The 24,425-nt window shown below is 71.2% G+C and carries 26 protein-coding genes; 14 read left to right on the top strand and 12 right to left on the bottom strand.

Annotated elements, in window-relative coordinates; translation table 11 throughout:
• Window positions 1–55: 55 nt before the first annotated feature.
• Together FOH10_RS10950 and FOH10_RS34775 are read left to right on the top strand one after the other, a co-directional pair.
• Window positions 56–484: a LapA family protein gene (locus tag FOH10_RS10950; protein WP_143980631.1), complete on the top strand. Its 429-nt coding sequence runs from the start codon at window positions 56–58 to the stop codon at window positions 482–484.
• 9 nt (window positions 485–493) lie between these two features.
• Window positions 494–649 carry a DUF6131 family protein gene (locus FOH10_RS34775; RefSeq protein WP_085996422.1) on the top strand — a complete coding sequence of 52 codons (156 nt, stop codon included), beginning with the start codon at window positions 494–496 and terminating at the stop codon, window positions 647–649.
• Here FOH10_RS34775 and FOH10_RS36045 read toward each other — a convergent pair.
• Window positions 646–777, bottom strand: a complete 132-nt coding sequence (locus FOH10_RS36045) for a hypothetical protein (RefSeq protein ID WP_255056090.1) — start codon at window positions 775–777, stop codon at window positions 646–648. The two genes, FOH10_RS34775 and FOH10_RS36045, sit on opposite strands and share 4 nt — an antisense overlap.
• Between FOH10_RS36045 and FOH10_RS10945 the strand changes: the two genes are divergently transcribed.
• Window positions 776–1,690, top strand: a complete 915-nt coding sequence (locus FOH10_RS10945) for a 2-hydroxyacid dehydrogenase (RefSeq protein ID WP_143980630.1) — start codon at window positions 776–778, stop codon at window positions 1,688–1,690. The two genes, FOH10_RS36045 and FOH10_RS10945, sit on opposite strands and share 2 nt — an antisense overlap.
• A 31-nt stretch (window positions 1,691–1,721) precedes the next feature.
• On the opposite strand, the gene FOH10_RS10940 is transcribed toward FOH10_RS10945, so the two are convergent.
• Window positions 1,722–2,315 carry an Rv1733c family protein gene (locus FOH10_RS10940; protein ID WP_143980629.1) on the bottom strand — a complete coding sequence of 198 codons (594 nt, stop codon included), beginning with the start codon at window positions 2,313–2,315 and terminating at the stop codon, window positions 1,722–1,724.
• 95 nt (window positions 2,316–2,410) lie between these two features.
• Window positions 2,411–3,871 carry a carboxylesterase/lipase family protein gene (locus FOH10_RS10935; protein WP_143980628.1) on the bottom strand — a complete coding sequence of 487 codons (1,461 nt, stop codon included), beginning with the start codon at window positions 3,869–3,871 and terminating at the stop codon, window positions 2,411–2,413.
• A 124-nt stretch (window positions 3,872–3,995) separates the two neighbouring features.
• Between FOH10_RS10935 and FOH10_RS10930 the strand changes: the two genes are divergently transcribed.
• The 4 genes from FOH10_RS10930 to FOH10_RS10915 all read left to right on the top strand — a co-directional run bounded on the left by FOH10_RS10930 (window position 3,996) and on the right by FOH10_RS10915 (window position 7,876).
• Entirely contained in the window at window positions 3,996–4,787 is a 792-nt protein-coding gene (locus FOH10_RS10930) for an SAM-dependent methyltransferase (RefSeq protein WP_143980627.1), read from the top strand.
• A gap of 20 nt (window positions 4,788–4,807) precedes the next feature.
• A complete protein-coding gene (locus FOH10_RS10925; RefSeq protein ID WP_143980626.1) occupies window positions 4,808–5,599 on the top strand; it encodes a M50 family metallopeptidase in 792 nt (263 codons plus the stop codon).
• A 145-nt stretch (window positions 5,600–5,744) separates the two neighbouring features.
• Complete coding sequence (locus tag FOH10_RS10920; RefSeq protein WP_143980625.1) at window positions 5,745–6,554, top strand: SAM-dependent methyltransferase; 810 nt, start codon at window positions 5,745–5,747, stop codon at window positions 6,552–6,554.
• 41 nt (window positions 6,555–6,595) lie between these two features.
• Window positions 6,596–7,876: a sensor domain-containing diguanylate cyclase gene (locus tag FOH10_RS10915; protein ID WP_244961874.1), complete on the top strand. Its 1,281-nt coding sequence runs from the start codon at window positions 6,596–6,598 to the stop codon at window positions 7,874–7,876.
• Between the two features lie 7 nt (window positions 7,877–7,883).
• On the opposite strand, the gene FOH10_RS10910 is transcribed toward FOH10_RS10915, so the two are convergent.
• Window positions 7,884–8,438: a TetR/AcrR family transcriptional regulator gene (locus tag FOH10_RS10910; protein WP_039813926.1), complete on the bottom strand. Its 555-nt coding sequence runs from the start codon at window positions 8,436–8,438 to the stop codon at window positions 7,884–7,886.
• 53 nt (window positions 8,439–8,491) lie between these two features.
• Entirely contained in the window at window positions 8,492–9,283 is a 792-nt protein-coding gene (locus tag FOH10_RS10905) for a phosphatidylethanolamine N-methyltransferase family domain-containing protein (RefSeq protein WP_143980623.1), read from the bottom strand.
• Window positions 9,284–9,416: 133 nt separating this feature from the next.
• Between FOH10_RS10905 and FOH10_RS10900 the strand changes: the two genes are divergently transcribed.
• Window positions 9,417–10,403, top strand: a complete 987-nt coding sequence (locus FOH10_RS10900) for a TY-Chap domain-containing protein (protein WP_039813920.1) — start codon at window positions 9,417–9,419, stop codon at window positions 10,401–10,403.
• Window positions 10,404–10,488: 85 nt separating this feature from the next.
• On the opposite strand, the gene FOH10_RS10895 is transcribed toward FOH10_RS10900, so the two are convergent.
• Entirely contained in the window at window positions 10,489–11,394 is a 906-nt protein-coding gene (locus FOH10_RS10895; protein WP_186000790.1) for an oxygenase MpaB family protein, read from the bottom strand.
• Between the two features lie 61 nt (window positions 11,395–11,455).
• Here FOH10_RS10895 and FOH10_RS10890 point away from each other — a divergent pair, with 61 nt between their 5' ends.
• Window positions 11,456–12,169, top strand: a complete 714-nt coding sequence (locus FOH10_RS10890; RefSeq protein WP_143980621.1) for a TetR/AcrR family transcriptional regulator — start codon at window positions 11,456–11,458, stop codon at window positions 12,167–12,169.
• On the opposite strand, the gene FOH10_RS10885 is transcribed toward FOH10_RS10890, so the two are convergent.
• The 3 genes from FOH10_RS10885 to FOH10_RS10875 form a co-directional block, all read right to left on the bottom strand.
• The gene (locus FOH10_RS10885; RefSeq protein WP_143980620.1) at window positions 12,142–12,993 is read right to left on the bottom strand and encodes a hypothetical protein; all 852 of its coding nucleotides are present in this window, start codon (window positions 12,991–12,993) and stop codon (window positions 12,142–12,144) included. The genes FOH10_RS10890 and FOH10_RS10885 overlap by 28 nt on opposite strands.
• Before the next feature lie 75 nt (window positions 12,994–13,068).
• Window positions 13,069–13,257 (bottom strand): ferredoxin, encoded by a 189-nt coding sequence (locus tag FOH10_RS10880; protein ID WP_143980619.1) that lies wholly within the window; start codon window positions 13,255–13,257, stop codon window positions 13,069–13,071.
• Window positions 13,254–14,723, bottom strand: a complete 1,470-nt coding sequence (locus FOH10_RS10875; protein ID WP_143980618.1) for a cytochrome P450 — start codon at window positions 14,721–14,723, stop codon at window positions 13,254–13,256. Before FOH10_RS10875 ends, FOH10_RS10880 begins: the two co-directional genes overlap by 4 nt.
• Window positions 14,724–14,815: 92 nt before the next feature.
• Here FOH10_RS10875 and FOH10_RS10870 point away from each other — a divergent pair, with 92 nt between their 5' ends.
• Window positions 14,816–15,466, top strand: a complete 651-nt coding sequence (locus FOH10_RS10870; protein WP_039813911.1) for a TetR/AcrR family transcriptional regulator — start codon at window positions 14,816–14,818, stop codon at window positions 15,464–15,466.
• A gap of 7 nt (window positions 15,467–15,473) precedes the next feature.
• Here FOH10_RS10870 and FOH10_RS10865 read toward each other — a convergent pair whose 3' ends face one another.
• A complete protein-coding gene (locus tag FOH10_RS10865; RefSeq protein ID WP_228813843.1) occupies window positions 15,474–16,358 on the bottom strand; it encodes a hypothetical protein in 885 nt (294 codons plus the stop codon).
• 109 nt (window positions 16,359–16,467) lie between these two features.
• On the opposite strand from FOH10_RS10865, the gene FOH10_RS35535 reads away from it, so the two are divergent.
• The 3 genes from FOH10_RS35535 to FOH10_RS10855 all read left to right on the top strand — a co-directional run bounded on the left by FOH10_RS35535 (window position 16,468) and on the right by FOH10_RS10855 (window position 18,393).
• The gene (locus tag FOH10_RS35535) at window positions 16,468–16,764 is read left to right on the top strand and encodes a hypothetical protein (protein WP_244961872.1); all 297 of its coding nucleotides are present in this window, start codon (window positions 16,468–16,470) and stop codon (window positions 16,762–16,764) included.
• Window positions 16,653–17,462, top strand: a complete 810-nt coding sequence (locus tag FOH10_RS10860; RefSeq protein ID WP_244961871.1) for a pyridoxal-phosphate dependent enzyme — start codon at window positions 16,653–16,655, stop codon at window positions 17,460–17,462. Before FOH10_RS35535 ends, FOH10_RS10860 begins: the two co-directional genes overlap by 112 nt.
• A gap of 76 nt (window positions 17,463–17,538) precedes the next feature.
• A complete protein-coding gene (locus FOH10_RS10855) occupies window positions 17,539–18,393 on the top strand; it encodes an NAD-dependent protein deacetylase (RefSeq protein WP_143980617.1) in 855 nt (284 codons plus the stop codon).
• A gap of 56 nt (window positions 18,394–18,449) precedes the next feature.
• Here FOH10_RS10855 and FOH10_RS34770 read toward each other — a convergent pair whose 3' ends face one another.
• Entirely contained in the window at window positions 18,450–22,580 is a 4,131-nt protein-coding gene (locus FOH10_RS34770; protein ID WP_186000789.1) for a BTAD domain-containing putative transcriptional regulator, read from the bottom strand.
• 295 nt (window positions 22,581–22,875) lie between these two features.
• On the opposite strand from FOH10_RS34770, the gene FOH10_RS10845 reads away from it, so the two are divergent.
• Window positions 22,876–23,754 carry an alpha/beta fold hydrolase gene (locus tag FOH10_RS10845; protein ID WP_143980616.1) on the top strand — a complete coding sequence of 293 codons (879 nt, stop codon included), beginning with the start codon at window positions 22,876–22,878 and terminating at the stop codon, window positions 23,752–23,754.
• On the opposite strand, the gene FOH10_RS10840 is transcribed toward FOH10_RS10845, so the two are convergent.
• Entirely contained in the window at window positions 23,751–24,338 is a 588-nt protein-coding gene (locus FOH10_RS10840; RefSeq protein ID WP_143980615.1) for a TetR/AcrR family transcriptional regulator, read from the bottom strand. The genes FOH10_RS10845 and FOH10_RS10840 overlap by 4 nt on opposite strands.
• Window positions 24,339–24,425: the final 87 nt, after the last annotated feature.

The following is a 24,425-nucleotide window of genomic DNA, read 5'->3' as shown; positions in this document are numbered from 1 at the left end:
CGAAAACCGCGGCTCGTGACGGTTTGGGTGGCGGCGTAGCGGGAATAGCCGCGATATGTTGACCATCATCGGGCTCATCGCCCTCCTCGGCGCCGTGGCCGTGGGCGTTGCCGGTGTCCAGGAGAACAACGGCGAAAACAACACGCTCTCCAACGGTTTCACGGTTTTCGGCCAGAACTACGAGCTGTCCTCCGGGGCGGTGTTCGGTTACGGCATGCTCGTCGGCGCCATCGGCGCGGGCGGGCTCATCCTGCTCCTGACGGCGGTGTGGACGGCATCGCGGCGCGGCAGCGCCGCACGGCGTGAACTCCGCAAGTCGAAGCGCGAGATCGCGGCGGCCCGTAAGGAATCGGCCACACCGGCGGACGTGAACGAGAAGGCTCCCGGCCCGCGCTCCACCCCGGATTCCACGCCCACCTGGTCGTTCAATCGATTCCTGCACCGCCCGACCACCGGCAAACCGGCCTCGCCCGCATCGAAATAGGACCCGATCATGATTATTCTCGGCCTCATCCTGCTCGTCGCCGGATATTTGCTCGGCATTCCGATCCTCACCACCCTCGGCGTCATCCTCGCCGTCGTCGGCGTGGTGCTCGCCCTCCTCGGCTCCGCCGGACGCACCATCGGCGGCCGCAGGCACTACTACTAGGCGACCAAGCGCACCACCACGAGACCAGCCGCGCCGTGGCCGTGGCCGCCGTCCGCACCAGCGGGCGGCGGCCGCGTCGTATCGTCCGCACCAGGGCGCCGCAGCGGCCGGACTACCGTGACGCTCATGGCGACGACTGTGTTGATTCCCGACGATGACGGGCTGCGAGCGGTGTCGGCACTCGACGGGGTGCGGGCGGTGCGCTACGAGCCCGGCGGTCCGGTGCCTCCGGGCGGTGCCGACGCCGAGATCTTGGTGCCCGGCTTCCTCGCCGGATCGGCCGCTGCCGCCCTGGCCTGGGAGCTGCCGAAGCTGCGCCTGATCCAACTGCTCACCGCCGGTGCCGAGGCGTGGGTCGGACGGATCCCGGAGGGGGTGCTGCTGTCCACCGCGCGCGGCGCGCACGGGGCCAGCACCGCCGAGTGGGCGCTCACCGGGCTGCTCACCGTCTACCGCGAATTCACCGAGTTCGCGGTGGCGCAGCGCGAGCACCGGTGGACCCAGCACCGGACCGACACCCTGCACGGCAAACGCGTCCTGATCGTCGGCGCGGGCGATCTCGCGGCCGAGATGCGCCGCAAGCTCGCCCCGTTCGACACCCCGGTGACCGTGGTGGGCACCCGCGCCCGCGACGGTGTGCACGGGGTGGACGAACTACCCGATCTGATTCCGCACGCCGACGCGGTGATCCTCACCGTCCCGGTCACCAGCCGCACCGTGGGCATGGTGGACGCGGATTTCCTGGCCCGCATGCACGACGGCGCGATCCTGGTCAATGCCGCGCGCGGACCGGTGGTGCGCACCGACGCGCTGCTCGCCGAACTGACCGCCCGGCGGCTGCGCGCCGTCCTGGACGTCACCGACCCGGAGCCGCTGCCAGCCGACCATCCACTCTGGGACGCGCCCGGTCTGCTGCTCACCCCGCACGTGGGCGGCAGCAGCCGCGGCAGTGTCGAGCGCGCCTACGCGGTGGCGGTGGGCGAGATCCAGCGGTATCTGGCCGGCGAACCGCTGCGCAATCTGGTCGACGGCGAATACTGAGTCCGGCTGTTCGCGGAGGGGTGTCGCGTCCTCAGAGGGTGTCGCGCCCGATCGAATGATTCATGGTGCGCCACTCCTGATCCCAGCGCGCATTGCGGCGCACGGTGAGCGCGGTATGCGTCACCCACACCAGTGCGGCTGCGGCACACCAGGTTTCGACCAGAATCGCCAGCCCGGTGCCCACGCCCTCGGCGGCGGCCGATCCCGGCTTGGCCGGTGGCGCGGTGGGCGTGCCGTCGGCGCCGAGCCAGACCTCGGCATCGGCCCCGGCGACCGCGGGTGTGGAGAGGTTGACATCGGCCTCACCGGTGCGGCCGTCGGCGTCCCAGCGCACGGTGGCCGGGAAACGTTCCACCCGCACCCCGCCGCCCGCACCGGTCACATCGTCGGGCATACCCACGACGGTGGCGGTGACCAGGGTCTTACCGGCGTCCTCGGCGGCGATGCGCGCCGCCGCCCCGGTGTAGGCCGTGGTGCCGATGGCTCCCGCGAGCGGCACCGCCACCAGTGCCGCGAGCACCGCGACGAGCCAGATCAGCGCCTCCCACCGATCCGATGCGCGCATGAGCGGATTCGGGTTCCACGGTTGCACCCGCCACAGGCGCACCGGCAAATTCGCCGACACCTGGACCACCTTCTTCCACGGCGTCGCTGACACCGATTACATCGGAGCCCATACCCGTTGTGATACTCCCGCAAACCCGATATGTCCAGTGACCACTACCTTTGCCGTGTCGGCACGCCGAATCCCCGGACCTCGGCGGCGCCGTCACCGCGGTAGGGCTGCCAGGTCTCCAGACCGGATCCGTTCGGCGATCCGGTGGCGACGAAGGCGGCCAGCGCACCGCCGAACGCCGTGGCCAATTCCCGGTCGTCCGCGCCGATTTCGCCCAGCATGGGAGCGTTGGGGAAGGCGTCGAAGGTGCCGAACAGGAACGGCAGCTCCGCGCAGTGGCAGGCCCCGATACCGTCGGGATCGACGGCGGGGCCACGTTCGAACCGATACAGATGGGCCGGATTGTCCTGGGCGGCAAGCGTATCGGCGATTTCCCGGGCCCCGGCGGCGAAATAGTGCTCGCCCAGCGCGAGCGACACCGCCTGCGCCGGGGTCGCCCCCGGATAGTCGACGTCCGCACGTTCCCGCGTGACCCCGAACGCCGCCGCCTTCTCCCAGCTCAGCAATTGGATCGCCGGATTGAAAGCGAAGAACGCCCCCATCTCCGCGGCGGTCCAGCCCAGCAGCACCTGCTTCCCGCGCAGTGCGCCCGCGGCGACGGCCTGGTCGAACGGTCGCGGCGTTCCCGGCCCGCCCAGCACCGGCCACATGGGCGGTTCCATGGATCCGGGCCGCCCCGTCTCGGCCATGAGCCGGGCGTAGGCGGCCAGCAGCCGCCCCACCGGCAGTTCGCGCAATCGATCGGCTACCTGCCCGTCCGCGGCGATGCCGAGAATCCGCAGATAGGACTCGGTCATATCGCGCGCCGCCAGCGCGTCCATCGGCGGCATCCGCCACGGGCCGGACTGCGCGATCACCCGTCGCACCAGCGCGCCGGTCGACGGATCGGTGGCCAGGGCCAGTGCCGAGAACGCGCCCGCCGACTGCCCGCCCACGGTGATGCGCTCCGGATCACCGCCGAAGGCCGCGATATTGTCGGCCACCCAGCGCAGCGCCGCCGCCTGGTCCAGCGCGCCGAGATTCGCGGCCCCGATCTCGGGCAGATACAGGTAGCCGAGCGGTCCCAGCCGGTAGTTGGCGGTGACGACGACGATATCGCCGAGCGCCGCCAGGCGGGCGCCGTCGTACCAATCCCAGCCGCCGCTGCCGCTGGTGAATCCGCCGCCGTGGAACCACAGCAGGACCGGGCGCGCCGCGGCAGGATCCACGTCGCCCGGGGTCCACACCGACAGGTTCAGGCAGCCGTCCTCGTCCCAGTCCGGAACCCGGGTTCCCAGCACCGATTCCAGCCGCGACGGCCACTGCGGGGCGGCGGAGCCGGGGCGAACGCAGGCCCGCTCCCCCGTCCAGCCCGGATGCGGTCGCGGCGGCGCGAATCGCGAACCACCCACCGGCGACGCGGCGAAGGGAATGCCGCGAAACACGCTGCCGCCGTGACCGTTCGGCGCACCCCGCACCTTCCCCGTCGCGGTCTCCACCACCGGATCCACTGTGTCGCTGCTCATTCGCGCAGTCTGGCGCGAATCCGCGGCGCGGTCCAGCGCGACTCCCGATCACAGGTCGGTGAAATGCCCGCGAGACGGCGGTGTACGGCGTAGATTCCACGCCGAGCGTCAGAGGAGATCGAGTATGTCCCACCCGCCGCAACCGCGGATACGCACGGATATCCCGCATTCGGCCCGGATCTGGAACTTCTGGATGGGCGGACGCGACTACTACGAGGTCGACCGGATCGCGGGCGAGGCGGGCATCGATGCCTACCCCGGCATCCGCACCATGGCCGTCGAATCGCGGCGCTTCCTCATCCGCACGGTGCGCTATCTGACCGCCGAGGCCGGGATCCGCCAATTCCTCGATGTCGGAACCGGTTTGCCCACCATGCAGAACACGCACGAGGTTGCCCAGGGCATCGCGCCCGAGGCGAAGGTCGTCTACGTCGACAACGACCCCATGGTGCTCGCACACGCCCGCGCCCTGCTCACCAGCACCACCGACGAGGGCGTCACCACCTATATCGACGCGGACTTCAACCACCCCGAGGACATCGTCACCGCCGCGCGGCAGGTCCTGAACTTCACCAAGCCGATCGCGGTCATGTTCCACGGCGTTCTCGGCCACGCCCCCACCTACCGGGACGTGCGGCGCATCGTGGACACCTTCATGGCCGCCGTACCGTCGGGCAGCTACCTGGTGCTCAACGACGGCACCACCGACGATCCGGCCTACGTCCGGCTGTGCGAGAACTACGCGCAGACCGGCGGCGCTCCCTACCATCCCCGCACCCCGGCCGAGGTCGAGGGCGTGTTCGAGGGACTGGAGCTGGTGCCGCCGGGCATCGTCCCCATCGACCGCTGGCGGGCCGACGAGCCACCCGAGGGCGAGAGCACCTCGGTGCGCGGCGGCATCGGGCGCAAGCCGTGATGCGCGGGTAAGGTGCGGCGGTGCAGATCGCCGAATTCGTCGAACGCGGGAACTCGATCGTCGACCGCCTCACCGGTACGCAGACGCCGCCGCCGTGGTGGCTGGTGCTGGGCACCGCAATCGCGGCCCTGCTGATCGTGCTCTACCGCCCCACCTGGCGGCTGACCCGCAATGTGGTCACCATCGCGCACGAGGGCGGCCACGCGTTCGTCGCCCTGCTCACCGGGCGACGGCTCAACAGCATCCGGTTGCATTCGGACACCTCGGGGCTCACGGTGTCCAGCGGCAAGCCGTACGGCCTCGGGATGGTACTCACCACCATGGCCGGATACCCCGCTCCGGCGCTGCTCGGCCTGGGCTACGCGGCGCTGCTCGGCGCGCACCGGATCACGCTCATGCTGTGGGCCACCATCGCCCTGCTGGCGGCGGTACTGCTCAAGGTGCGCAATGGTTTCGGGCTGCTGTCGGTCTTCGTCACGGGCGGCGCGGTATTCGCGGTCTCCTGGTTCGGCACCGACGACCTCCAGGCCGGGTTCGCCTACTTCGCCGCGTGGTTCCTGCTGCTGGCGGCAGCGCGCCCGGTGGTGGAACTCCAGCGCAATCGCGCGCACGAGCCCAATTCCGACGCCGACCAGCTGGCCCGGCTCACCCGGATCCCGGGCATCGTGTGGGTGCTGTTCTTCGGAGCGGTGGCGCTGGCGGCACTGGTGATCGGCGGGCGGCTGCTGCTCGAGGACATCACCGGCGTCTGCGTTCCCCTCGTCACCGACAGCACCTGCCCGGCCCCGGCCGCACCCGGCCCCGGCCGATGAGAAACATGTCGCTGCAATAGTTCTGGAGTACGCGGGCTACCATTCGCAGAGCACGGCCCGGGTGATCATGAACACGGAGCATCCGGCAGCGGATCAGCCCGCCCGCGGCGTGGTCCGAGATCGTTGGTTCGCAGGAGGGTTTCGAATGGACAGACCGGCGTGGGCCCCGGAGGGCGTGGACATGACCCAGGCCAGTCCGGCACGCATGTACGACGCGCTGCTGGGCGGCTCGCACAATTTCGAGGTCGACCGGCAGGCGGCCGAGATGGGCAAGAAGCTGGTCCCCGACCTGCCCCGGCTGGCGCTCAGCAACCGGGCGTTCCTGCGGCGGGCGGTGCGGTACCTGATGGACGCGGGGGTGCGGCAGTTCTTCGACGTCGGCTCCGGCATTCCGACCGCGGGCAATGTGCACGAGATCGCCCAGGAGATCGACCCCGCCGCGCGGGTGCTGTACGCGGATATCGACCCGGTGGCGGTGGCGCATGCCAAGGCCATTCTGAGCGGTAACGAGCGCGCCGGGGCCATCGAGGCCGACCTGCGCAAACCCGCCGACCTGCTCGAGCGGGCCCGCGCGACCGGACTCGTCGACTTCTCCCAGCCCGTCGGCATCCTGCTGGTCGCGGTGCTGCACCTGGTGGGCGACGAGGACCGGCCCGCGGAGCTGGTGTCGGAGTTGCGGGCGGCGGTGCCGGGCGGCAGCTACGTGGCGATTTCGCACCTCACCTCGGCGCAGCGTCCCGAGGACGCCGCCAAGTTGGGCGCCAATGCCGAGAACGAGAATAAGATCGGTATTCACTTCCGGTCCCGCGAGGCGATCACCACCATGTTCGACGGCTGGGAACTGATCGAACCCGGCGTCGTCGAGCTGCCGCTGTGGCGGCCGGAATCCGAACGCGACCAGCACGAGGCACCGGGGCGCTCACTGGGTCTGGCGGGCGTGGGTCGGAAGCCCTGACTCGACGGACTCGACAGGGGGTTGCGGTGGGAGCGCGAGATGTGGCCGTGCGATGGGCCGAACTTCTCGACGGCGCGGTCGCGCCGACGCTCACCCGCGCCCAGGTGGAGGTGCTGCTCGGGCAATACACCGGTGGTCTGCTGGCGGCGATCCGGGGGACGGGCGATCCGGCGGTCGCGGGTGCGGCGGCCGCCGCCCTGGTCGACGCCAACTACCGCGACGCCCGCGCCGTCCACCACTCGGTGCTGCTGATCTGCGGGGAGATGTTCGACGCCGAATACCCCGACCCCACGGCCGCCGACTACCACCCGGGCCGACAGCGGGCCGCCGCGGTGGCGGCCGAATTCGCGGCCGCGTTCACCGACCGACTACGCCAGGCCGCGCTGGCCGAACAGGAGACCACCCTCGCCGCGGCGCTCACCGCGGCCCGGGAGGCGGAGGCGCGGCGACAGCTGTCGGAGGCGCGGTTCGAGGCCATCTTCACCGCCGCCTCGGTCGGTATCGGCACCATCGACATCAGCACCGGCCAGGTATTGGACGTGAACGCCGCCATGGCCGAAACCCTCGGTGTGCCCGCGAAGGAGATGCCGGGCCGTTCGGTGGCCGACATTCTCGGACCGCAGAATATCGGCGACGCCTTCGACCAGTTCCAACGGCTGCTCACCGGCGAAACCGACCGCTTCCGCACCGAGACCGTGCACGAACGCCCCGACGGCAGCTGCAAGACCATCGACCTGTCCATGTCGGTGGTACGCGACGGCGACGGGCGGCCGCGTTTTCTGGTGGGTGTCACCGTCGACGTCACCGAACGCAAACAGCTCTCCGACCGGCTGTGGCACGACGCCCACCACGATCCGCTCACCGGCCTGCCCAACCGGCTGCTGTTCTTCGACCGGCTCGGCGCGGCCGAGCCGCCGGTCGGCGTCTGCTATCTGGATCTGGACGGCTTCAAGGAGATCAACGACGAGTACGGCCACGCCACCGGCGACCGGGTGCTGCGGGAGGTGGCGACCCGGCTGCTCACCACCGTCTCCGCGGTGGGCGGAATGGCCGCGCGCATCGGCGGCGACGAGTTCATCGTGCTGGTCGAGCGATGCGATGCCGACGAGCTGGCGAAGCTGGCCGAGGAGATGCTCGCGGCCCTGGGCGCGCCGTTCGCGGTGGACGGACATCCGGTGACGCTGGGCGCGAGCATCGGCACCGCCGTCGCCGAGAGCGCGCCGACGGCGGTGGACGATCTCATGCACACGGTGGATACGGCCATGTACCGCAACAAGTTCGAGCGCGGGGCGCGGGACTCGTACGGACCGCGCGGCCGTTAGCGCCGGATCAGGCGACCACGTGCGCGTGCGAGAACACCAGGCGCACGAACTCGTCCAGCAGCGGGGCGAAGTCGTCGCGGTGCCCGGCCGCCGAGAGCTGCTGATAGCCGACCAGCATGGCCATGCCGAGCGAGGTGAGATGGGCCGCGGCGGCCCGATCCCCCACCACCCCGGCGATCGCCTTGCCGAGAATCCGGCGCCGGGCGTCGTCCACCCGGCGCAGCACCGTGCCGACCGAGGCGTCGTTCGCGCCCCACGCGCGGATGGCGGCCTCGGCCCGGTGGTGCAGCCCCAGCGTCAGTTCGCGCAGTTTGTCCACATCGGATTCCGGTGTGCCGCTGCCGAACTCCAGCTCGCGCAACCGTCTGGCCTGCTGCCCCTCCCAGTAGGCCAGCAGGGCGTCCACGAATCCCTGCCAACTGCCGAAGTGGTGGTAGAAGGACCCGCTCGTGACACCCAGCGCCCGGCACAGCACCCCGATATTGAGCCCGGCGAAACCGGCCTGTGCCAAAACGTCGAGGCCCTGGTCGAAGTACTGTTCTTTACTCACCAGACGCGCCATGCGATTACCGTAGCCCAATCCCGTCCCTGGGGAATTCCGTGTCGGACAATTTCTCATATCACGAAGGGAATGAGGGCTTTTCGCTCCGCCGGGTAGTCGGCGAACTTCTCCCGGTACCAGCGATGCGTGGCGAAGGCGCGCGGCACCAGATTGCCCACGGTGATCAGCAGGATCACCACACCGGGCAGCGCCCAGGTCAGGATGGCGAATCCGGTCCAGGCGATCAGCTCGCCGAGATAGGTGGGGCTGGTGACGAATCGGAAGCCGCCGCCGTAGGGGATCTTGTATTCCGTTGCGCCCGGATCGTTCTTGTCGCGAAGATTGCGAACAATGCTCTCGGAGTGGACCAGTAGCGCGAAGCCGCACAGGTAGACCACCAGACCGATCAGGAAGCGCGGGTCGGTGAGCCAGTCGGTGTCGTACCGGTCCAGGTAGTCGTGGCTGAACAGGGTGCCGTTGAGGTAGCCGTGCAGGGCGGTGACGAACATGCCCATGGCCAGCACCGAGATGTTGAAACTGCCGCGTTTGCCCGGCACCTGGCGGATGGACAGCGGGAAGAACCAGCCGCGATTGCCGTAGTGCAGCACCCAGATGGCGGCCAGCACCAGCGCGGTGGGTTCGAATCGGTTCGGCCCGGCCAGGAAGCAGACCGCGAAAACCACGGTCGCCGGAATCTCCATGAGCCACCAGCCGAGTTTCGGGTTCAGGTTGAGACCCAGCTTCGCCGTCGCGAATCGACCGTACGGACTTTGTCCGAAAAGCCCGCCGATCAGCACGAATGCCGCGAATGCGAAGCCGATGGCGAGCACGGTGTCGTAGGTGGTATTCCCGGTGTACCAGTTCATCGAGATCCTTCATCGAGCGAAAACTAGAACACGTTCTACCATGCTGTGCTCCACTGTGCACCGGCAACCCTTGCCGGGCAAGGTGATTGCCGCCCCCGGTAACTTAACCGCCGGGAATCGGGAGGAGAGGGAGATGGGTGAGGACAGGTGGGACGGACTGTTGCGCAGCATGCCGCACTTTCTCGAAGAGGAGGACCTCGAATCCGGCCTGGACTGGAATCCGCGCTTCCTGCAACTGCGTGACGAAAATACCGGGCGGTGCGTTCATTTCGCGCAGCAGGGCTGTGCCATCGAAGTCCTGCTGCCCGTCCCGGATGACGCCGCCGCCGCCGAACACCTGCTGACCGTGCTGCGCGACCAGCCGGACGGACTCTGGGAGCCCTGCCCGCTACCCCTGGAATCGGATGCGACACAGCCCAATCCGGAGCTACGCGCGGTGGAGCGGGTATGGCGGCGACCGGAGCTGGCGCGCGCCTGGCACACCGGCTGGCGACGCGGCGAGGCGGTCGAGGCGCGGCGGCGGGTGGCGGCCTCGGTGGTGGCGGTACTGGACGCCGGGCTGGCCATGGCCCCGCGCCGACTACGCTGCGCCACCTGGAGCCTGGACGCTCCCGGCACCGATTCCTACGGCCTGCCCGCCGAACGCCCCACCGCCCGCGCCGCCGCCCCGGCGTGTGACGACTGGGCCGACTTCACCGTCCGGCTGGCCTGGGCGCTGACCACGCTGCCCTGGGACAGCGTCCTCAGCCTCAGCACCCCGCACCCCGGACCGGATCCGTGCTTCGTGCAGTTCCTGCACGGCCGCCGCCTGCACAACGAGGCCAGCGGCTGGGATGTGGCCGGACTCGGCGCGGGTGAATTCGACCGCCGCATGACCGCCCTCGGCTGGACCTTCGCCCCGCAGAGCGGCGCACTCATCTGGGAGGGTCCCGAGGCCCACACCGGCTACCACCCGCGCCTGGCGGGCATCCCGCACCGCACCGTCGCCACCTTCCGCGACGTCTTCGCCGTCCACCACCCCCAGGACCTGGTCTTCCGCGCCTTCCGCAACGGCAGCCGCGACGACCCCGACCTGCGCTACCTCGACCGCGAACTCGGGGTCCCCCGCGACGTCCGCTAGCCCGCCGCCGATCAGGCCACAGCGCACCCGGTCGACAAGGCGGGAGAGGTCGGCCACCTCTCCGCGGACGCGGGGCACGACAGGTCTATGCGACGTGCGTCCTCGCGGCTGCCTGCCGGGCCGTGGCGATGATGGCGTCCTTGCGCCACAGCGCGACGGTGCGGCCGATCTCGCGCACCGGACGCGGCAGCACTCGGTCGACGGTTCGCACCAGCACCGCCCAGCCGCGGAGCAGCGCTTCGTCGCGCGCCGTCCACTCCAGGCCGAGCAGGTCGCGCACCCGGGGCGGCAGGACGCCGGTGTTCACCCAGGCCGCGAACGGTCCGACGATGCCCCACATGATCGGCCGCCACAGCAGGGCGGGCATACCGGCCGGGGCCGGTGGGCGGCGCAGGGTGGCGAGCACGTCGTCCACGCTCGGGTGATGCTCGAGTCGCTCGGTCAGGATGCGTTCGAAGAATCGGTCGAAGTCGGCCACCTCGGGCGGCGCGTCGCGCTCGCGCAGGCCCGCGAGCAGGCTGGCCTGCCGCCAGCCCGCGTACAGGTCGGCCTTCTCGGTGCGGGACAGTCCTCGTCCGAAGCGTTCGGCCACCACCGTGCAGGCCCAGTACGCGGTGCCGAGCACCCAGAAGTACGCCTCCGGTTCCCAGGCGTGGTAGCGGCGGCCCGCGTGGTCCACGCCGGTGATGCCCTTGTGCATGGCGCGGATGTCGCGTCCGTAGGCGGCGGTGTCGTCCCCGTAGAACGCCAGGGCGATGGTCGGCCAGTAGGAGCGGTCGAAGCGGCCCAGCGGGTCGGTGGTGTAGACCGAGTGCTGCGCCACGCCGGAACCGATGACTGGGTGGGCGACCTGGAGCAGCAGGGCGCTCGGGGCCAGCATGATCAGTCGCCAGTCGGCGGCGTAGCGGGCCGTCGGCGAGTCCGGCGCGACTCCCCGGCGCGCGGGTTCGGGGTCGTCGGTCGCGTAGATTTCCGACACGGGGCTGGCCATGGCAACGCCTCCACATTGAGGAATCATTTGTGTCTAGAAAGGTAGGTTTCAGGAAACAAATGTGTCAACATTCGGCGGCAGTGACGCGGACCACCATGTCGGAGCCGCGTCGATGAAGGCCGCCCGGCGCTACGGCGGGATCGCGGCCGACGAGCGGATGCGCGGTCGGCGCGAGCAGCTGGTCGACGCCGCCATCGTGGTGATGGCACGCGAGGGAGCGGGCGCGCTGACCGTGCGGCGCGTGGCCGCGGCGGCGGGCCTGTCGACCCGGTTCGTCTACGAGAGCTTCGCCGATCTGGACGAACTCACCGCGGCGGCATTCGACGCCGCGGCGCGCGAGCTGGCGCAGACGGTGCACGCCGCGGTCCGCGACACCCCGCCCGACCGGCACGCCCACATCACGGCGGTGGTGGAGGCCATCACCGACTTCTTCCTCGGCCAGCCCGCCAAGGGCAAATTCCTGTCCACCAAGGCATACGGCCATCCCGGCAGCGCCCGGCGCAGACTGGAGCGGTCGGAGGACTATGTGACCGCCTTCGCGACCATCCTGGCCGGACTCGTCGCGGGCGCGCGGGCCGAGGACCGGGCGGTGGTACTCACCGCACGCTTCCTGGTGGCGGCCTTCGGCGAGACCACGACCGCCCTGGCCTACGGCGAAACCCCTTATGCCCGAGACGAATTCGTCCACGACAATGTGGAGCTGATGCTGGGCGCGCTCGACGGGCTGGACCGGATCGCCGCGCGGGGTCAGTCCTCGACCAGCACCAGCTCGTAATCGCGGAAGTGCGCGGCCAACTCCAGTCCGGCGTGCTCGAGGGCCGCGCGCACGGTGGCGTCGTCGAACTCGAAGACGCGCAGCATGGCGACGGTCGGGAAGCGATCCTGGATCTCGGCCAGCAGCGCCACCACGAGACCGGCCAGGCGGTCGGAGTCGACGTCGGCGTAGGAGATCTGTTCGCCGGTGTTGATGTAGGCGATGTCGTCGATGATGGTCGCGGTGATGGTGGCGATCGGATCGGTGGTCCCCTCACCCAGCAACGCCACGATGAACAGATTGCCGGGCGGCTCGGTGGACTCGGCCTCGGCGTGCAGAATCCACTGGTCGGCGGCGATGGCCCCGGCCCCCTCCGGCGGTTCCCAGCTGCCCAGCTCGGCGGTCCACAGCCGGGCCACCTCACCGATGACATCGGCCTCCAGCAGTGCGGCGGCCTGCCCCTCCGGACCGGTGTCGGACCCCTCCCAGCGCAGCACGCGGTAGCCCGCGCCCTGGGCGTGTCCGGCGGCGGAGGCGATGAGGGTGGCGAAGACCTCGGTCTCGTCCGGCGTGGCGGGCGTGTCGTCGGTGTGTCCCAGGCGGATGGAGCGTACGAGCCGATCGGCGTCGATGACCTGGACCCAGGCGTCGCGGGGTCCGGCGGCGCGTAGCTCCGCCCAGCCGAGCAGGCGGCCGTCCGAGCGGGCGGCAATGGTGCCGAGCAGGTCGGATGGCTGGTCGAGGGCGACGTCCTCCAGTTGGAACAGTCCCGCCGCTCCCGCTAGTTCATTCGCCAGGCGCAGGCCGGTACCTGGGTGCCGGTCCCACTCGAGTGCCATATCCATAGCCGCACAGTAGACCGACCAGTAGCTGTTGAGTAGCTACCGCGCGGTCGGTATTACATTTCGAGACCCGCGTGATCAGGCCGAACGCAGCGCCCGAGTGGGGCAACTGTCCACCGCCAACAGGGCCACCTCCCGCTCGGATTCGGGCACCTCGGCACACCGCACGGCCACCCGCTCGTCATCGCCCACCCGGAACAGCTCGGGTGCGACGGCCTCGCACATGCCGTGCCCCGCACAGCGGGTGAGATCGGCCTCGATCCTCATGCGCCGAGCCGTTCCAGCCGCATGGGCAGCCCGTCGGCGGGCAGCGGTCCGGTACCCGCGATGAGCGGCACCCGATACCCCGGCGGCACACTCCAGCGGTACGCCAGCAGCATGCGGTGCAGCACCGCCTTCACCGTCATCCCACCGAAGTAGAGGCCGATGCACTTGTGCGCCCCGCCGCCGAACGGCGCCCAGGCGAAGCGGTGTGCGGAGTCCTCGCGGTGGTCGGCGTCGAAGCGCTCCGGCTCGAAGGCGTCCGGATCGCGCCAGAACTCCCGCTGCCGCATCATGGTGTACGGCGCGGTCATGACGAGCGTGCCCGCGGGCACGTAGTGGCCCGCGATATCGGTGTCGGCAATGGTCTCGCGGGCCTGCTGAGCCACCGGCGCGTACATCCGCAGCGCCTCCTTGAAGGCCAGGTCCAGACTCGGCAGCCGGGCCAGGTCGCCGTAGTCGAGCTCGGCCTTGCCCAGTGCGCGCGACTCCGCTCGCAGCCGCTCCTGCCAGTCGGGGTGCCGGGCCAGCTCGTAGGCCAGCATGGCGATGGAGATGGCGCTGGTGTCGTGCGCGGCCATCATCACGAAGATCATGTGCGCGATCACGTCGGCATCGGTGAGCCGGTGCTCGGGCATGGTCGCCACCCGGGCGAGCACGCTGAACAGATCGGCAGCCTCCCCCGCGCGCCGCCGCGGCAGCTCGCGCCGGAAGTACTCCTCGAGCATGCGCCGACCGCGCAGGCCGCGATGCCACACGCCGCCGGGGACATCGGCCCGGATCATGGCGGTGCCGCCGTGCACGGCGTCCTCGAACGCCCGCGACAGCCGGTTGCTCTCCGGACCCAGTTCCGCGCCCGCGAAGACGGCGGTCGCCTGCGCCAGCAACAGCCGTTTCACCGCGTCGTAGAGCCGGAAGTCCGGCCCCGGCCGCCAGTCCGCGATGCCCCGGGCCAGCAGTGGCGAGGTGAGTTCGAGATAGCCGTCCAGGCGCGGCCGGGTGAAGACCTGCTGCAGGATGCGGCGATGGTAGAGGTGATCGTCGAAATCGCGCAGTAGCAGGCCGCCGCGGAAGAACGGGCCGATCAGGAATTCCCAGCCGCGCTGCGCCGAGAACACCCGGTCCCGGTCCAGCATCACCTGCTCCAGCGCCTCCGGGCTGCCGACGCCGACGATCGGACGTCCGAAGCCGCCCGCCCAGTTCACCGGCCCGTAGTCCCGTAATCGCCTGCGGGAGAAGTCGATCGGGTCGGCGAGCGAGCTGAGCATATAGCCGATCCAGGGTGGCCCGAAATCACCCATGACCGGTTTCAGGCCGCTGCCCGGCGGGGGTGTCGCCAGCGGGCGGGGCGGTGACGGGTAGCGCTCCGCCACCCCGCCGACCGCGCGCTGTAACCGCTGATTGAGCCGGGCCCGCACCTGGCGGGCATGGCCGACCGGATCCCGGAAGTCCCGGGGCACAAGGAGATTCATCGTCGGTCTCCCTTCGAGATGAATCTCACAGTACCGGAAACGATGGTTTCCGTAAACAGTCGTTTCCCGATAAGTGTGCCAAGCTGGTCGGTGTGAGGCGGGAATTCGGCGGGACCTATCGCGGAGCGACCACCGACGAACGGCGCGAGCAGCGCCGTCGCCGCCTACTGGACGCCGCGCTCGACATCATCGGCACCCAGGGGCTGTCCGCCCTCACCGTGCGCGGGGTCTGTGAGCAGGCCCGGGTCGGGCCGCGGTTCTTCTACGAATCCTTTCCGGACCTGGACGCGCTCGCCGGCGATCTGCTCGACGAGATCCAAGGCGCGGCACTCGATTCCGCGCGCGCCGCCATCGCCGACACCGAGGGCGACCAGGCGGACAAGATCCGAGCCGGGGTGGCGGCGCTCATCGTGGCGCTCACCGACGATCCGCGCCGCGCCAATATCGCGCTGGCGCAGGCGCACGGCAGCGAGGGCCTCATGCGACGGCGCTTCGAGGGGATGCGGCGGGTCGCGGCGGTGATCATGCAGGAGGCCCGGCTGCTGCTCGACATTCCCGAGGGCGAGGACAACGCGCTCACCGCCCTGGCCCAGCTGATCACCGGCGGCGCGGCCGAACTCATGCTGGTGTGGCTGGACGGCGGGCTGAAGGTGGAGCGGCCCGTCATGATCGACGTGGTCGCCGACTATGTGGTGGATATGGTGGACCGGCTGCCCGCGCTGGCCGAGAAACTGGAATCCTGAACGGTTTTCAGCAGCGCACCCCGGTGACCGCGAAGCGCTCCACATCGGTGACATGGCCGCCGGTCGCGACCGCCACCGTGAGCGTGCCCGGACAGGAGGCATCGACGGGGACCGTCGCCGACCACGGCGTATCCATACCACCGGCGGGAATCCGGCCGACCGTGCCCACCGGCTGCTCGCGGCCGAGCTGGCGGACCTGGATGTCGAGGCTCTCGTCCACGCCGGAGATGCGGCCGCCCACCGTGATCGGCGAACCGACCTGCGAGCCGTACGGCGGGGTGGTGAGGGTGAGGGTGCGGTCCTCGGTGCCGACCACCTCCCACGGCGCGTCCGGACCGCTGCCGAAGCGCACCAGGTGCAGCATGGCGGCGGGCAGTCCGACATGGCCGGGATCGTCGGGGCGGGCGTAGCCGACGGTGATCCACGCTTCGTCCTCGCGGTACTGGGTGTTCACCACCCGGTCGACACTGCCGTAGCCCAGGTACTGCTGGGTGAACATGAGGGCGACGGCGGGGGCGTCGAGATGCCACGGCTGATGGCCGCCCTCGCGGTAGGCGCGCTGCCAGTCGGCGGCGTCGGCGGCGGTGGCGAAGGGCCACAGTGGCTGATAGGCGAAATGATCCGGGTCGGACGGAGTGGTCGGGGCGGCCGGGTCGGACGCGGAAACTCCGGGCTGCGACGTTCCCGACCCGACGCCTCCCGTGCCGGGTGCGGTGGTCGGCGCGACGGACGCCGTTCCCGGGGTGGGCCGCGCCGACGTCGCGCCGTCACCGGAATCGAGTCCGTCCCGACTCACCGCGAACAGCACCGCCGCCGCCGCGAGAACGACCGCCACCCCGGCGATCGCCAACGCCAACCCCGCACGGCTCCCGCCGGAATTGTTCGTGCTCATGATTCAGCATGCGCCCGATTCGCCGGAAATGCTCATCATTCCGCCCTTCGCCGGGGCCGGGGGGTGCTGGGCTCGCCGGAGCGGCGCGTGGCCGGGATACGCTGCGCGCGTGACTCCTCTGCTGCACCGATTGCATCCGGAACTCTCGCGGACGCTGCCGCATCTGGCGCTCGGTACCCGGCCGACACCGGTGCGGAGGCTGACGGCGTTGGGGGCCGGGGCGGACCTGTGGGTGAAGGACGACAGCGCGTTCGGGGACGGCGGGTGGGGTGGGAACAAGGTGCGCAAACTCGAATGGCTGTTGCCGGATGCGCTGCGGCGGGGGCGGCGCACCATCGTCACCGTGGGCGGGCTGGGTACCAACTGGGGTTTGCGACCGCGCTCTACGGGCGCGAGCACGGGCTGAAAACCGTACTGGCGCTGGTGGATCAGCCGGTGGACGACCATGTGCGGCGACAGTTGGAGCGGCTGCGCGCCTCCGGGGCGGAGCTGCGCTTCACCCACACCAGGGCGCGGATCGTACTGGCCGCGCCCCTGCTCCTCGCGCGGCACTTCTCGGGCATGCGCCCGCCGTATCCGCTCCCGGCGGGCGGTTCCTCCCCCGTGGGCGCGCTCGGCTATGTGGAGGCGGCGCTGGAGCTGGCCGAGCAGGTGCGGTCCGGGGAGCTGCCCGAGCCGACCCATCTCGTCACCCCGGTGGGGTCGGGCGGGACGGTGGCCGGGCTGGCCCTCGGCCTGCGGCTGGCGGGCCTGTCCACGCGCGTGGTGGGCGTGGTCGTGAACGACACCCTGCGCCTGGACCACCGATCGCTCACCCGCCTGACCCACCGCACCGCACGCCTGCTCCGCCGCCGCGGTGCGCGCCTACCCGAAAACGTCACGCCCACAGGCAATCTGGAGATCGTCACGGACTGGCTCGGCACTGGTTACGGCCACCCCACCGCCGAGGGCGAGGCGGCCCGACGGCTTGCCGCCGACCTCGAACACCTCGAACTGGAACCCGTCTACACCGCCAAGGCCCTCGCGGCCCTGCTGGCACTCGACGCCCGCGGCCACTTCGACGGCGGACCGGTCGTCTACCTCAACACCAACGGCCCGCGCTGAGCGATACGAGCACCGGACACAATCACCCGCACGGCACGCGTGTACTCGCCGACGGGCGGGCTCGTACCCTGGGTGCATGTCGGACGAGGCGGTGGTTCCAGGGCTCGGTGCGCTGGTCGAGATACTGGCCGGGCGGCGGGTGGCGGTGCTGACCGGGGCGGGCATCTCCACCGACAGCGGGATCCCGGACTACCGCAGTCCGGACGCGCCGCCCCGCAATCCCATGACCTACCAGCAGTTCGTCGGCGATCCGGTCTTCCGGCAGCGCTACTGGGCCCGCAATCACGTCGGCTGGCGGCGCATGGACGCCGCGCGGCCCAATGCCGGGCATCGCGCGCTGGCGCGGCTGGAACGCGCGGGCGTGGTCACCGGGCTGATCACCCAGAACGTGGATCTGCTGCACACCAAGGCGGGCAGCCGCGCCGTCATCGACCTGCACGGCACCTACCTGCGCGTGCGCTGCCTCAACTGCCAGGGCCTCATCTCCCGCCTGACCCTGGCCGACCGGCTGGAGGCCGCCAATCCGGGCTTCGCCGACACCGTCACCCTCGACGGCCTCGAGGTGGCCCCCGACGCCGACGCCGTACTCGACGACACCTCCGCCTTCCGCATGGTCGACTGCCACCGCTGCGGCGGCATGCTCAAACCCGATATCGTCTACTTCGGCGAATCGGTCCCCAAAGACCGTGTGGCAGCGGCCTTCTCGATGGTCGACGCCGCCGACGCCCTCCTCGTCACCGGTTCCTCCCTCACCGTCATGTCCGGCCTGCGCTTCGTCCGCCACGCCGCCAGAACCCACCGCCCCGTGGTGATCGTCAACCGCGGCCCCACCCGAGGCGACGAGCTGGCGACGCTGCGCATCGACGCCGGATGCGCCCCGACCCTCACCGCACTGGCGGACGCGCTCGGCACCGCACCCGTTCCCGCATAGCGCCCCGATCGACGCCGCGTTGCCCACACCACAGCATCCGCCGTCCGCACCGGGTGTCAGGGCCGGTCACCACCGACCTCCGGGTCATCGAGGAAGTTCGCGACCGGGCCCAGGGTGAGCAGGCCGGTGCCCGCGCCCGCGAGTTCGCCCGCGGCGGGGGCCAGTCGGTCGCGCAGTGTCGCCAGCACGGTGTGTTCACCGAGGTCGCGGGCGGCGCGGGCGAGCAGGCACAGGCGCAGTTCCAGCAGCAGGTCCGGTGGGGGTGCGGGGGCGGCGTGCAGTGCGCTGCGGGCGGCGTCCGCGCGGTGCTGGCCGAGCAGGAGCAGGGGGCGCACCCAAGGCTCGTGCGGGCCGAAGTCCTGTCCGGGATCGGTGTCGAGCGGCAGGTCGTGGCGGAGGCGCACGCTCAGCAGGGCCAGGGGGAGCAGACCGTGCCGGAGGCCGGGCATGGCCGCGCCGGGGTGGGCGGCGGCGGTGGCGCGGTAGGCGGCCTCCGCGTCGGCGGGTGGCAGGGTCAGTGCGTCGCGCAGGGTGGCATACCAGCGGGTGAAGAAGGCGACCAGCCGTAACCCGTACTTCTCGCCCAGCGCGTCGGCGGCGGCGGCATGCGCGTCGGCGGCGGCGAAATCCGCGGTGGCGCTGAGTGATTGCACGGCGATGAGGTGGCCGAGCACCTCGAAGCTCACCAGTTCGTGCGCCTGCGACACGGTGATGAGTTCGTCGGCGATCCGGGCGCGTTCGGGGGCGAGTCCGGCGCGGTGGAAGCTCTGCATGAAGCGGCCGTTGAGCGCGAATGCCAGCAGGGCCGGGTCGTCGAGCCGACGCGCGATCCGTTCGGCCTCGGCGGCCGCCGCCCGCCCGCGTGCACTGTCGGCGGCGCGCAGCTCGAGTGCGATAGTGGTGAGCAGGCGGGCACGCAGCGCCTCGATGTCCTCGGACCTACGCGCCGACTCCACCGCCACGTCCCCGATCCCACCGACCGACCCGACCGCCGCGCCCCCGATCTCACCGGCCGACTCCTCCGCCGCGCCCCCGATCCCACCGGCCGACCCGACCGCCACGCCGTCCATCGCACTCTCCGACCCGACCGCCGGATCTGGCCCGCTCTCGGACACCACCTCCGCGCCTTCGGTCCCACCGACCGACTCCATCGCCGGATCCCCTACCCCGCTCTCGGACACCACCTCCGCGTCCCCGGGCGAACCACCGGCGCGAGGCGCCGAGTTGTCGGAACGATCGACCGAGGCGCCCGCGCCGCTGTCCGGGAGTCGAGGCAGGAGGCGTTCCGCGATCGTCACCACGTGGCGGGCCAGTTCCGGATCGTCGGTGTCGGTCCAGAGGGCGGGGACGTCGAAGGCGGTGATGACGCGGGCGGTGAGTTCCGGATCGTCGAAGCGGTCGGCGGCCCGGACGGCTTGCGCGCGTTGCCGTCTCGATTCCGCGAGATCTCCGGTGAGCGCGGTGGCGCGCCCGAGCCCCAGGGTGGCTTCGAGGCTGCCGCGCGTATCGCTGTCCCGGTCGCAGGCGGTGGCGGCCGCGGCGAACCAGCGCGCCGCCTCGTGCGGCGCGAAGGCCCGTTCGGCGGCACGGGCGGCGGCGAGGGCGTAGCGGGCGGTGCGTGCCCCGCCGACTCGGCCGCCCGCGCGCACGAAATGGTCGGCGAGTTCGGCGGGTTCGCTCGTTCCGCGCCGTTCGAGGTACTCCCCCGCGTCGGCGTGCCATGCGGCGCGGCGCGGTGCGCCGATCTCGTCGTACAGCACGTCGCGCACCACCGCGTGCGCGAACGACACCTCGCCGTCGGGTGTCTCGACCAGAAAACCGTCTCGCAGTCCGGCGTCCAGCGCATCGAGTACCGCCGCGTCATCGCCGACCAGCGCCGTTACGGCCTGCTGGTCGACCGATACCCCGAGCACCGCGGCCCGCCGCAGCACTGCCCGCTCCGCCTCCGGCAGCCGAGACAGCCGCTGCCGCACCACATCCCGCACCCCCGCCGGTATCTCCCGCAGCGCGACCTCCCCCGCATCCGCGGCCAACCGGGCCAGCTCCCGGGTGAAGAACGGATTTCCGTTGCCGCGCCGGTGAATCCGCCGCGCCAGCCACCCGTCGACGGCCTCCCCCGCCACCGCGCGCACCAGCGCACCGGTCTCGGACTCGCTCAGCCCACCCAGCGGAATCCGCTCCGGCTCAACCCGCGCCCACCGCGCCAATCCATCCCGCAGCGCGTCCCCCACCTCGGTATCGCGGTACCCACCGATCACCAGTACCGGCCCCCCGACCCGCTCGGTCACCAGGGCGGACACCAGCTCCAGCGTCTCCGCCCCCGCCTGGTGCAGATCGTCGAAGACCAGCACCACCGGCGCCCGCCGCGCGACCGCGCGCACGAGCCCGAGCGTCCGCTCCCGCACAGCGAACCGCGCCACCGCCGGATCGGCAGCGACCACCCCACCCACCACGTCCGCCCCACCCACGACATCCGCCGCGCCAGCCACTTTCGTCCTGCCCACCGCGTCCGCCCCGCCGACCACGTTCGCCCCGTCCGCCCTGCCCGCAGTGTTCGCCCCGCCGACCACGTTCCCCCCGCCCGCCACGTCCGCCCCGCCCGACACGTTCGCCATACCGACCACGTTCGCTTTGCTCGCCACGTCCGCCCCGCCCACGTCGGTCCCGCTCGCCATGTTCGCCCCGCCCGCCTCGCCCGCCACGTTCGCCGCGCCCGCCACGTTCGCCCTGCCCACCTCGCCGGCCGCGTCCGCCTCGCCGCCCGCGTCCGCCCCGTCGGCCACGTTCGCCCTGCCAGCCTCGCCCACCTCGCCAACCGCGTTCGACCCGGCCATAGCGTCCGCCCCGCCAACCGGCGAGCCTCCTGCCGCGGCCAGCTCCGTCACGATCCGCCGCCAGGCCCAGTTCGGCGGAACCCCCCGGCCCGCCGGGCTCGGCCCCCAGGCCGTCGTCCAGCCACGGGCGGCCAGGGTTGCCGAGAATGCTTCGGCGAGTGCGGTTTTGCCGGCTCCTTCCATGCCCGAGATCAGTACCAGCTCCGACGAACCCCGTGCGATCGCCGCTGCGGCTGTTCGCTCCAATCGCTCGAGTTCGGCTGCTCGGCCAAGGAAGAACCGCTTCGAGAAATGGTGTGCAACAGGCGTTCCGGCGGCCGTCGCCGCTTCGCCGATACCCGACGCCGATCCGGATGCGGCCGAGGACATTCGCGCTGGCGCATACGGCCCGGACGCGGCTGTGGCATCCACGCGGTCGGCCGATTCCGGCGCCCCCTCGCCCCCGGCCGCCGATTCCGGCGACGTCCCGCCCTCGGCGGCAGCTGCCATTCCCCGAGCCGCTGCATGCGCAGCCATCGTGTTCGGCGCGCGCTCCGGCCTCCCACTCCGAGGGCTGGCGGCGGCACTGCCATCCTGCGGATGCCTCGACTCCAGCGACGGGTCCTGCGCGAGCATGGCCGCCTCCAGATCGCGCAGGTCGGGGCCGGGGTCCACGCCCAGTTCGTCGCGCAGGCGAGCGCGCACCGTGCGCAGGGCCGTGAGCGCGTCGGCTTGGCGGCCGCCACGGTAGAGCGCGAGGGCCAGCAGCCACCAGGCTCGTTCGCGCAGGGGGTGCTCATGCAGGTGCGCTTCCAGGGCGGCCACCGCCGCGGCGGTGTCGCCGGAGTCGATGTGGGCGCGGGCTCGCTGCTCCACGGCCAGCAGCCGCAGGTCGTCGAGACGGTTGATTTCGGCTCGCGCCCACGGGAATTCGGCGAATTCGGCGTAGGCGGGACCCCGCCACAGCGCCAAGGCGGCGTCGAGGGTGGTGGCCGCGCCGGTGGCGTCTCCGGCGTCGAGCAGTTCCCCGCCCGCCCGTACGGCCAGCTCGAAGCGCCCGGCGTCCACCTGCGCGGGGTCGATGCGCAGGGCATAGCCGGGCGGTTCGGTGACCAGCACCCGGGCGGGTCGGCGCGGCCGCCGGTCGGGTTCCAGGGCGCGTCGCAGCGCCGCGACGAAGGTCTGGATCGCGCCGACCGCCTGCTCCGGCGGATCGTCCCACAGATCGTCGATCAACCGCGCTACCGGCACCACCCGCCCCCGCGCCACCAGCAACCGCGCCAGCACGGCCCGATGCCGCGGCCCCTTGAGCGGCAGCCGCCCACGCTCATCCTCGGCCCACAGCGGTCCGAGCACGCCGAAGGTCAGGGCCATGGCATCGCCGATCCGATCACGCCCACCGATGCTACGACCCCGCCCCACGCGCGCGCCCGACCCACGCGCAGTCACCACCGAACACCCACGCGCGGCCACCACCGAACATCCGCGCGCAGTTATCGCCGAACATCGCGCTCAGTCACCACCGAACACCCACGCTCAGTCACCACCGAACACCCACGCTCAGTCACCACCGAACACCCACGCGCCGAACATCGCGCTCAGTCACCGCTGACCGACTGCTCAGTGCCGCCCCCGAGGCTGGGTGCCGTCTCCGATCGAAAGGATCTTCATGTCCCCCCGTATCCCCGGTTTCGACTATCAGCGGGTCCGTGTCGCCGACGATGTCTCGCTGCGGGTGGCCGTCGCCGGTTCCGGTTCGCCCGTGGTGCTGTTGCACGGTCTGCCGCAGACCCATCTCATGTGGCGGCATGTGGCCGCAGATCTGGCCGCCGACCACACCGTCATCTGTCCGGATCTGCGCGGCTACGGTGACAGCGACAAACCGGTCGCCGTCGACGAGAACGTCTACTCCAAGCGCACCATGGCGGCCGATATCGTCGCTGTCGCACGCGCTTTCGGGCACGACAGGTTCGCGCTGGCGGGCCACGACCGGGGTGCGCTGGTCGCCGTGCGCGCCGGACTCGACCACCCCGGGGCGGTCACCCACCTCGCCTGCCTGGACGTGCTGCCGACCCTCGACATGTGGGAGGTCATGCACGGGGTGTCCGCGGCGGTGGGCTTCCACCTGTATCTGATGGCGCAGCCGCCCGGCCTGCCCGAAGCACTCATCGGCGCGAGCCCGGACGTGTTCTTCGGCCATCTGCTCGACACCTGGCTGCAGGATCCGGCCGCCATCCCCGCCGACCTGCGCGAGGTCTACCTCGCGGCGAGCCGCGCGGCGGTGCCGTCGATCGTGGCCGACTGCCGCGCCTCGGCAACCGTCGATATCGAGCACGACCGCGCCGACCGGGCAGCCGGCACGGTTCTGCCCATGCCGACCACCGTGCTGCAACAGGATTGGGGCAGCGCCCTCGGTTTCGACGCCGCGGCGCGCTGGCGCGCCTGGGCACCGGAGCTACGGCACGAGACGGTCGGCTGCGGGCATTTCATGGCCGAGGAAGCGCCCACCACGGTCGTCGCCGCACTGCGGGAACTGTTGCGGCGCTAGGTCGCGGGGCCGGTCTCGAGGCGGCGGACCAGCGACACGAGCGCTGCCCGCTGGGCGATCGGGTCGTCGGCGTCCGCGCCGAGGATCATGCGCACGACCTGCGGTGCCGCGAACCACCAGGCGGCCAGGGCCGCGACCGCGTACAGCAGGTAGCCGGGTGCGACGTCGGCGGGGAGGGCTCCGGCGCGTTGGGCGGCGGCCAGAGCCGCCACCTTCTCGGCGTAGTGGGCGGCGCGCGCGGATTCGGCGGTCGGCTGGCCGGATTGCAGTCCCTCCCAGTGCAGCAGGCGCAGGAATTGCGGGTGGGTGCGGTGGTAGTCGTAGACGTGTCCGGCGTAGTCGGCCAGTTGTCCGGCGTCGGCGGCCGACAGCGGACTGGCCGCGGCGAGCTGTTCGAGCTGATCGGTGAGCACCGCCTCGAACAGGCCCTGCTTGTCACCGAAGTACTGGTAGATCCGTTCCTTGTTGATACCGGCGCGGGTGGCGATGGCGGCCACCCGCGCACCGGCCGGTCCGCGCTCGGCGAACTCCTGCACGGCCGCCTCCAGTAGTCGCCGCTTGGTGCCCTCGGTATCCCACGCCATGGCCCCATCCTAGTAATTCCAACCAAACGGTTGCAGTTGTGCGCCCGAACGTGCCAAACTCCAACCAAACGGTTGTAGATTGCTCGG

The organism is Nocardia otitidiscaviarum, from assembly GCF_007362295.1.
In the GTDB taxonomy this organism is placed as follows: Bacteria; Actinomycetota; Actinomycetes; order Mycobacteriales; family Mycobacteriaceae; genus Nocardia; species Nocardia otitidiscaviarum.
This window is presented reverse-complemented; position numbering and strand designations above follow the sequence as displayed.

Excerpts from the sequence above, each read along its gene's own strand:
- FOH10_RS10900 (WP_039813920.1), top strand. The coding sequence starts at position 9,417 with ATGGGTGAGGACAGGTGGGACGGACTGTTGCGCAGCATGCCGCACTTT.
- FOH10_RS10845 (WP_143980616.1), top strand. The coding sequence starts at position 22,876 with ATGTCCCCCCGTATCCCCGGTTTCGACTATCAGCGGGTCCGTGTCGCC.
- FOH10_RS36045 (WP_255056090.1), bottom strand. The coding sequence starts at position 777 with ATGAGCGTCACGGTAGTCCGGCCGCTGCGGCGCCCTGGTGCGGACGAT.
- FOH10_RS10950 (WP_143980631.1), top strand. The coding sequence starts at position 56 with ATGTTGACCATCATCGGGCTCATCGCCCTCCTCGGCGCCGTGGCCGTG.
- FOH10_RS10930 (WP_143980627.1), top strand. The coding sequence starts at position 3,996 with ATGTCCCACCCGCCGCAACCGCGGATACGCACGGATATCCCGCATTCG.
- FOH10_RS10855 (WP_143980617.1), top strand. The coding sequence starts at position 17,539 with ATGTCGGACGAGGCGGTGGTTCCAGGGCTCGGTGCGCTGGTCGAGATA.
- FOH10_RS10905 (WP_143980623.1), bottom strand. The coding sequence starts at position 9,283 with ATGAACTGGTACACCGGGAATACCACCTACGACACCGTGCTCGCCATC.
- FOH10_RS10875 (WP_143980618.1), bottom strand. The coding sequence starts at position 14,723 with ATGAATCTCCTTGTGCCCCGGGACTTCCGGGATCCGGTCGGCCATGCC.
- FOH10_RS10840 (WP_143980615.1), bottom strand. The coding sequence starts at position 24,338 with ATGGCGTGGGATACCGAGGGCACCAAGCGGCGACTACTGGAGGCGGCC.
- FOH10_RS10865 (WP_228813843.1), bottom strand. The coding sequence starts at position 16,358 with ATGAGCACGAACAATTCCGGCGGGAGCCGTGCGGGGTTGGCGTTGGCG.
- FOH10_RS34770 (WP_186000789.1), bottom strand. The coding sequence starts at position 22,580 with ATGGCCCTGACCTTCGGCGTGCTCGGACCGCTGTGGGCCGAGGATGAG.
- FOH10_RS10860 (WP_244961871.1), top strand. The coding sequence starts at position 16,653 with ATGGCTGTTGCCGGATGCGCTGCGGCGGGGGCGGCGCACCATCGTCAC.
- FOH10_RS10885 (WP_143980620.1), bottom strand. The coding sequence starts at position 12,993 with ATGGATATGGCACTCGAGTGGGACCGGCACCCAGGTACCGGCCTGCGC.
- FOH10_RS10935 (WP_143980628.1), bottom strand. The coding sequence starts at position 3,871 with ATGAGCAGCGACACAGTGGATCCGGTGGTGGAGACCGCGACGGGGAAG.
- FOH10_RS10910 (WP_039813926.1), bottom strand. The coding sequence starts at position 8,438 with ATGGCGCGTCTGGTGAGTAAAGAACAGTACTTCGACCAGGGCCTCGAC.
- FOH10_RS34775 (WP_085996422.1), top strand. The coding sequence starts at position 494 with ATGATTATTCTCGGCCTCATCCTGCTCGTCGCCGGATATTTGCTCGGC.
- FOH10_RS10920 (WP_143980625.1), top strand. The coding sequence starts at position 5,745 with ATGGACAGACCGGCGTGGGCCCCGGAGGGCGTGGACATGACCCAGGCC.
- FOH10_RS10880 (WP_143980619.1), bottom strand. The coding sequence starts at position 13,257 with ATGAGGATCGAGGCCGATCTCACCCGCTGTGCGGGGCACGGCATGTGC.
- FOH10_RS10945 (WP_143980630.1), top strand. The coding sequence starts at position 776 with ATGGCGACGACTGTGTTGATTCCCGACGATGACGGGCTGCGAGCGGTG.
- FOH10_RS10895 (WP_186000790.1), bottom strand. The coding sequence starts at position 11,394 with ATGGCCAGCCCCGTGTCGGAAATCTACGCGACCGACGACCCCGAACCC.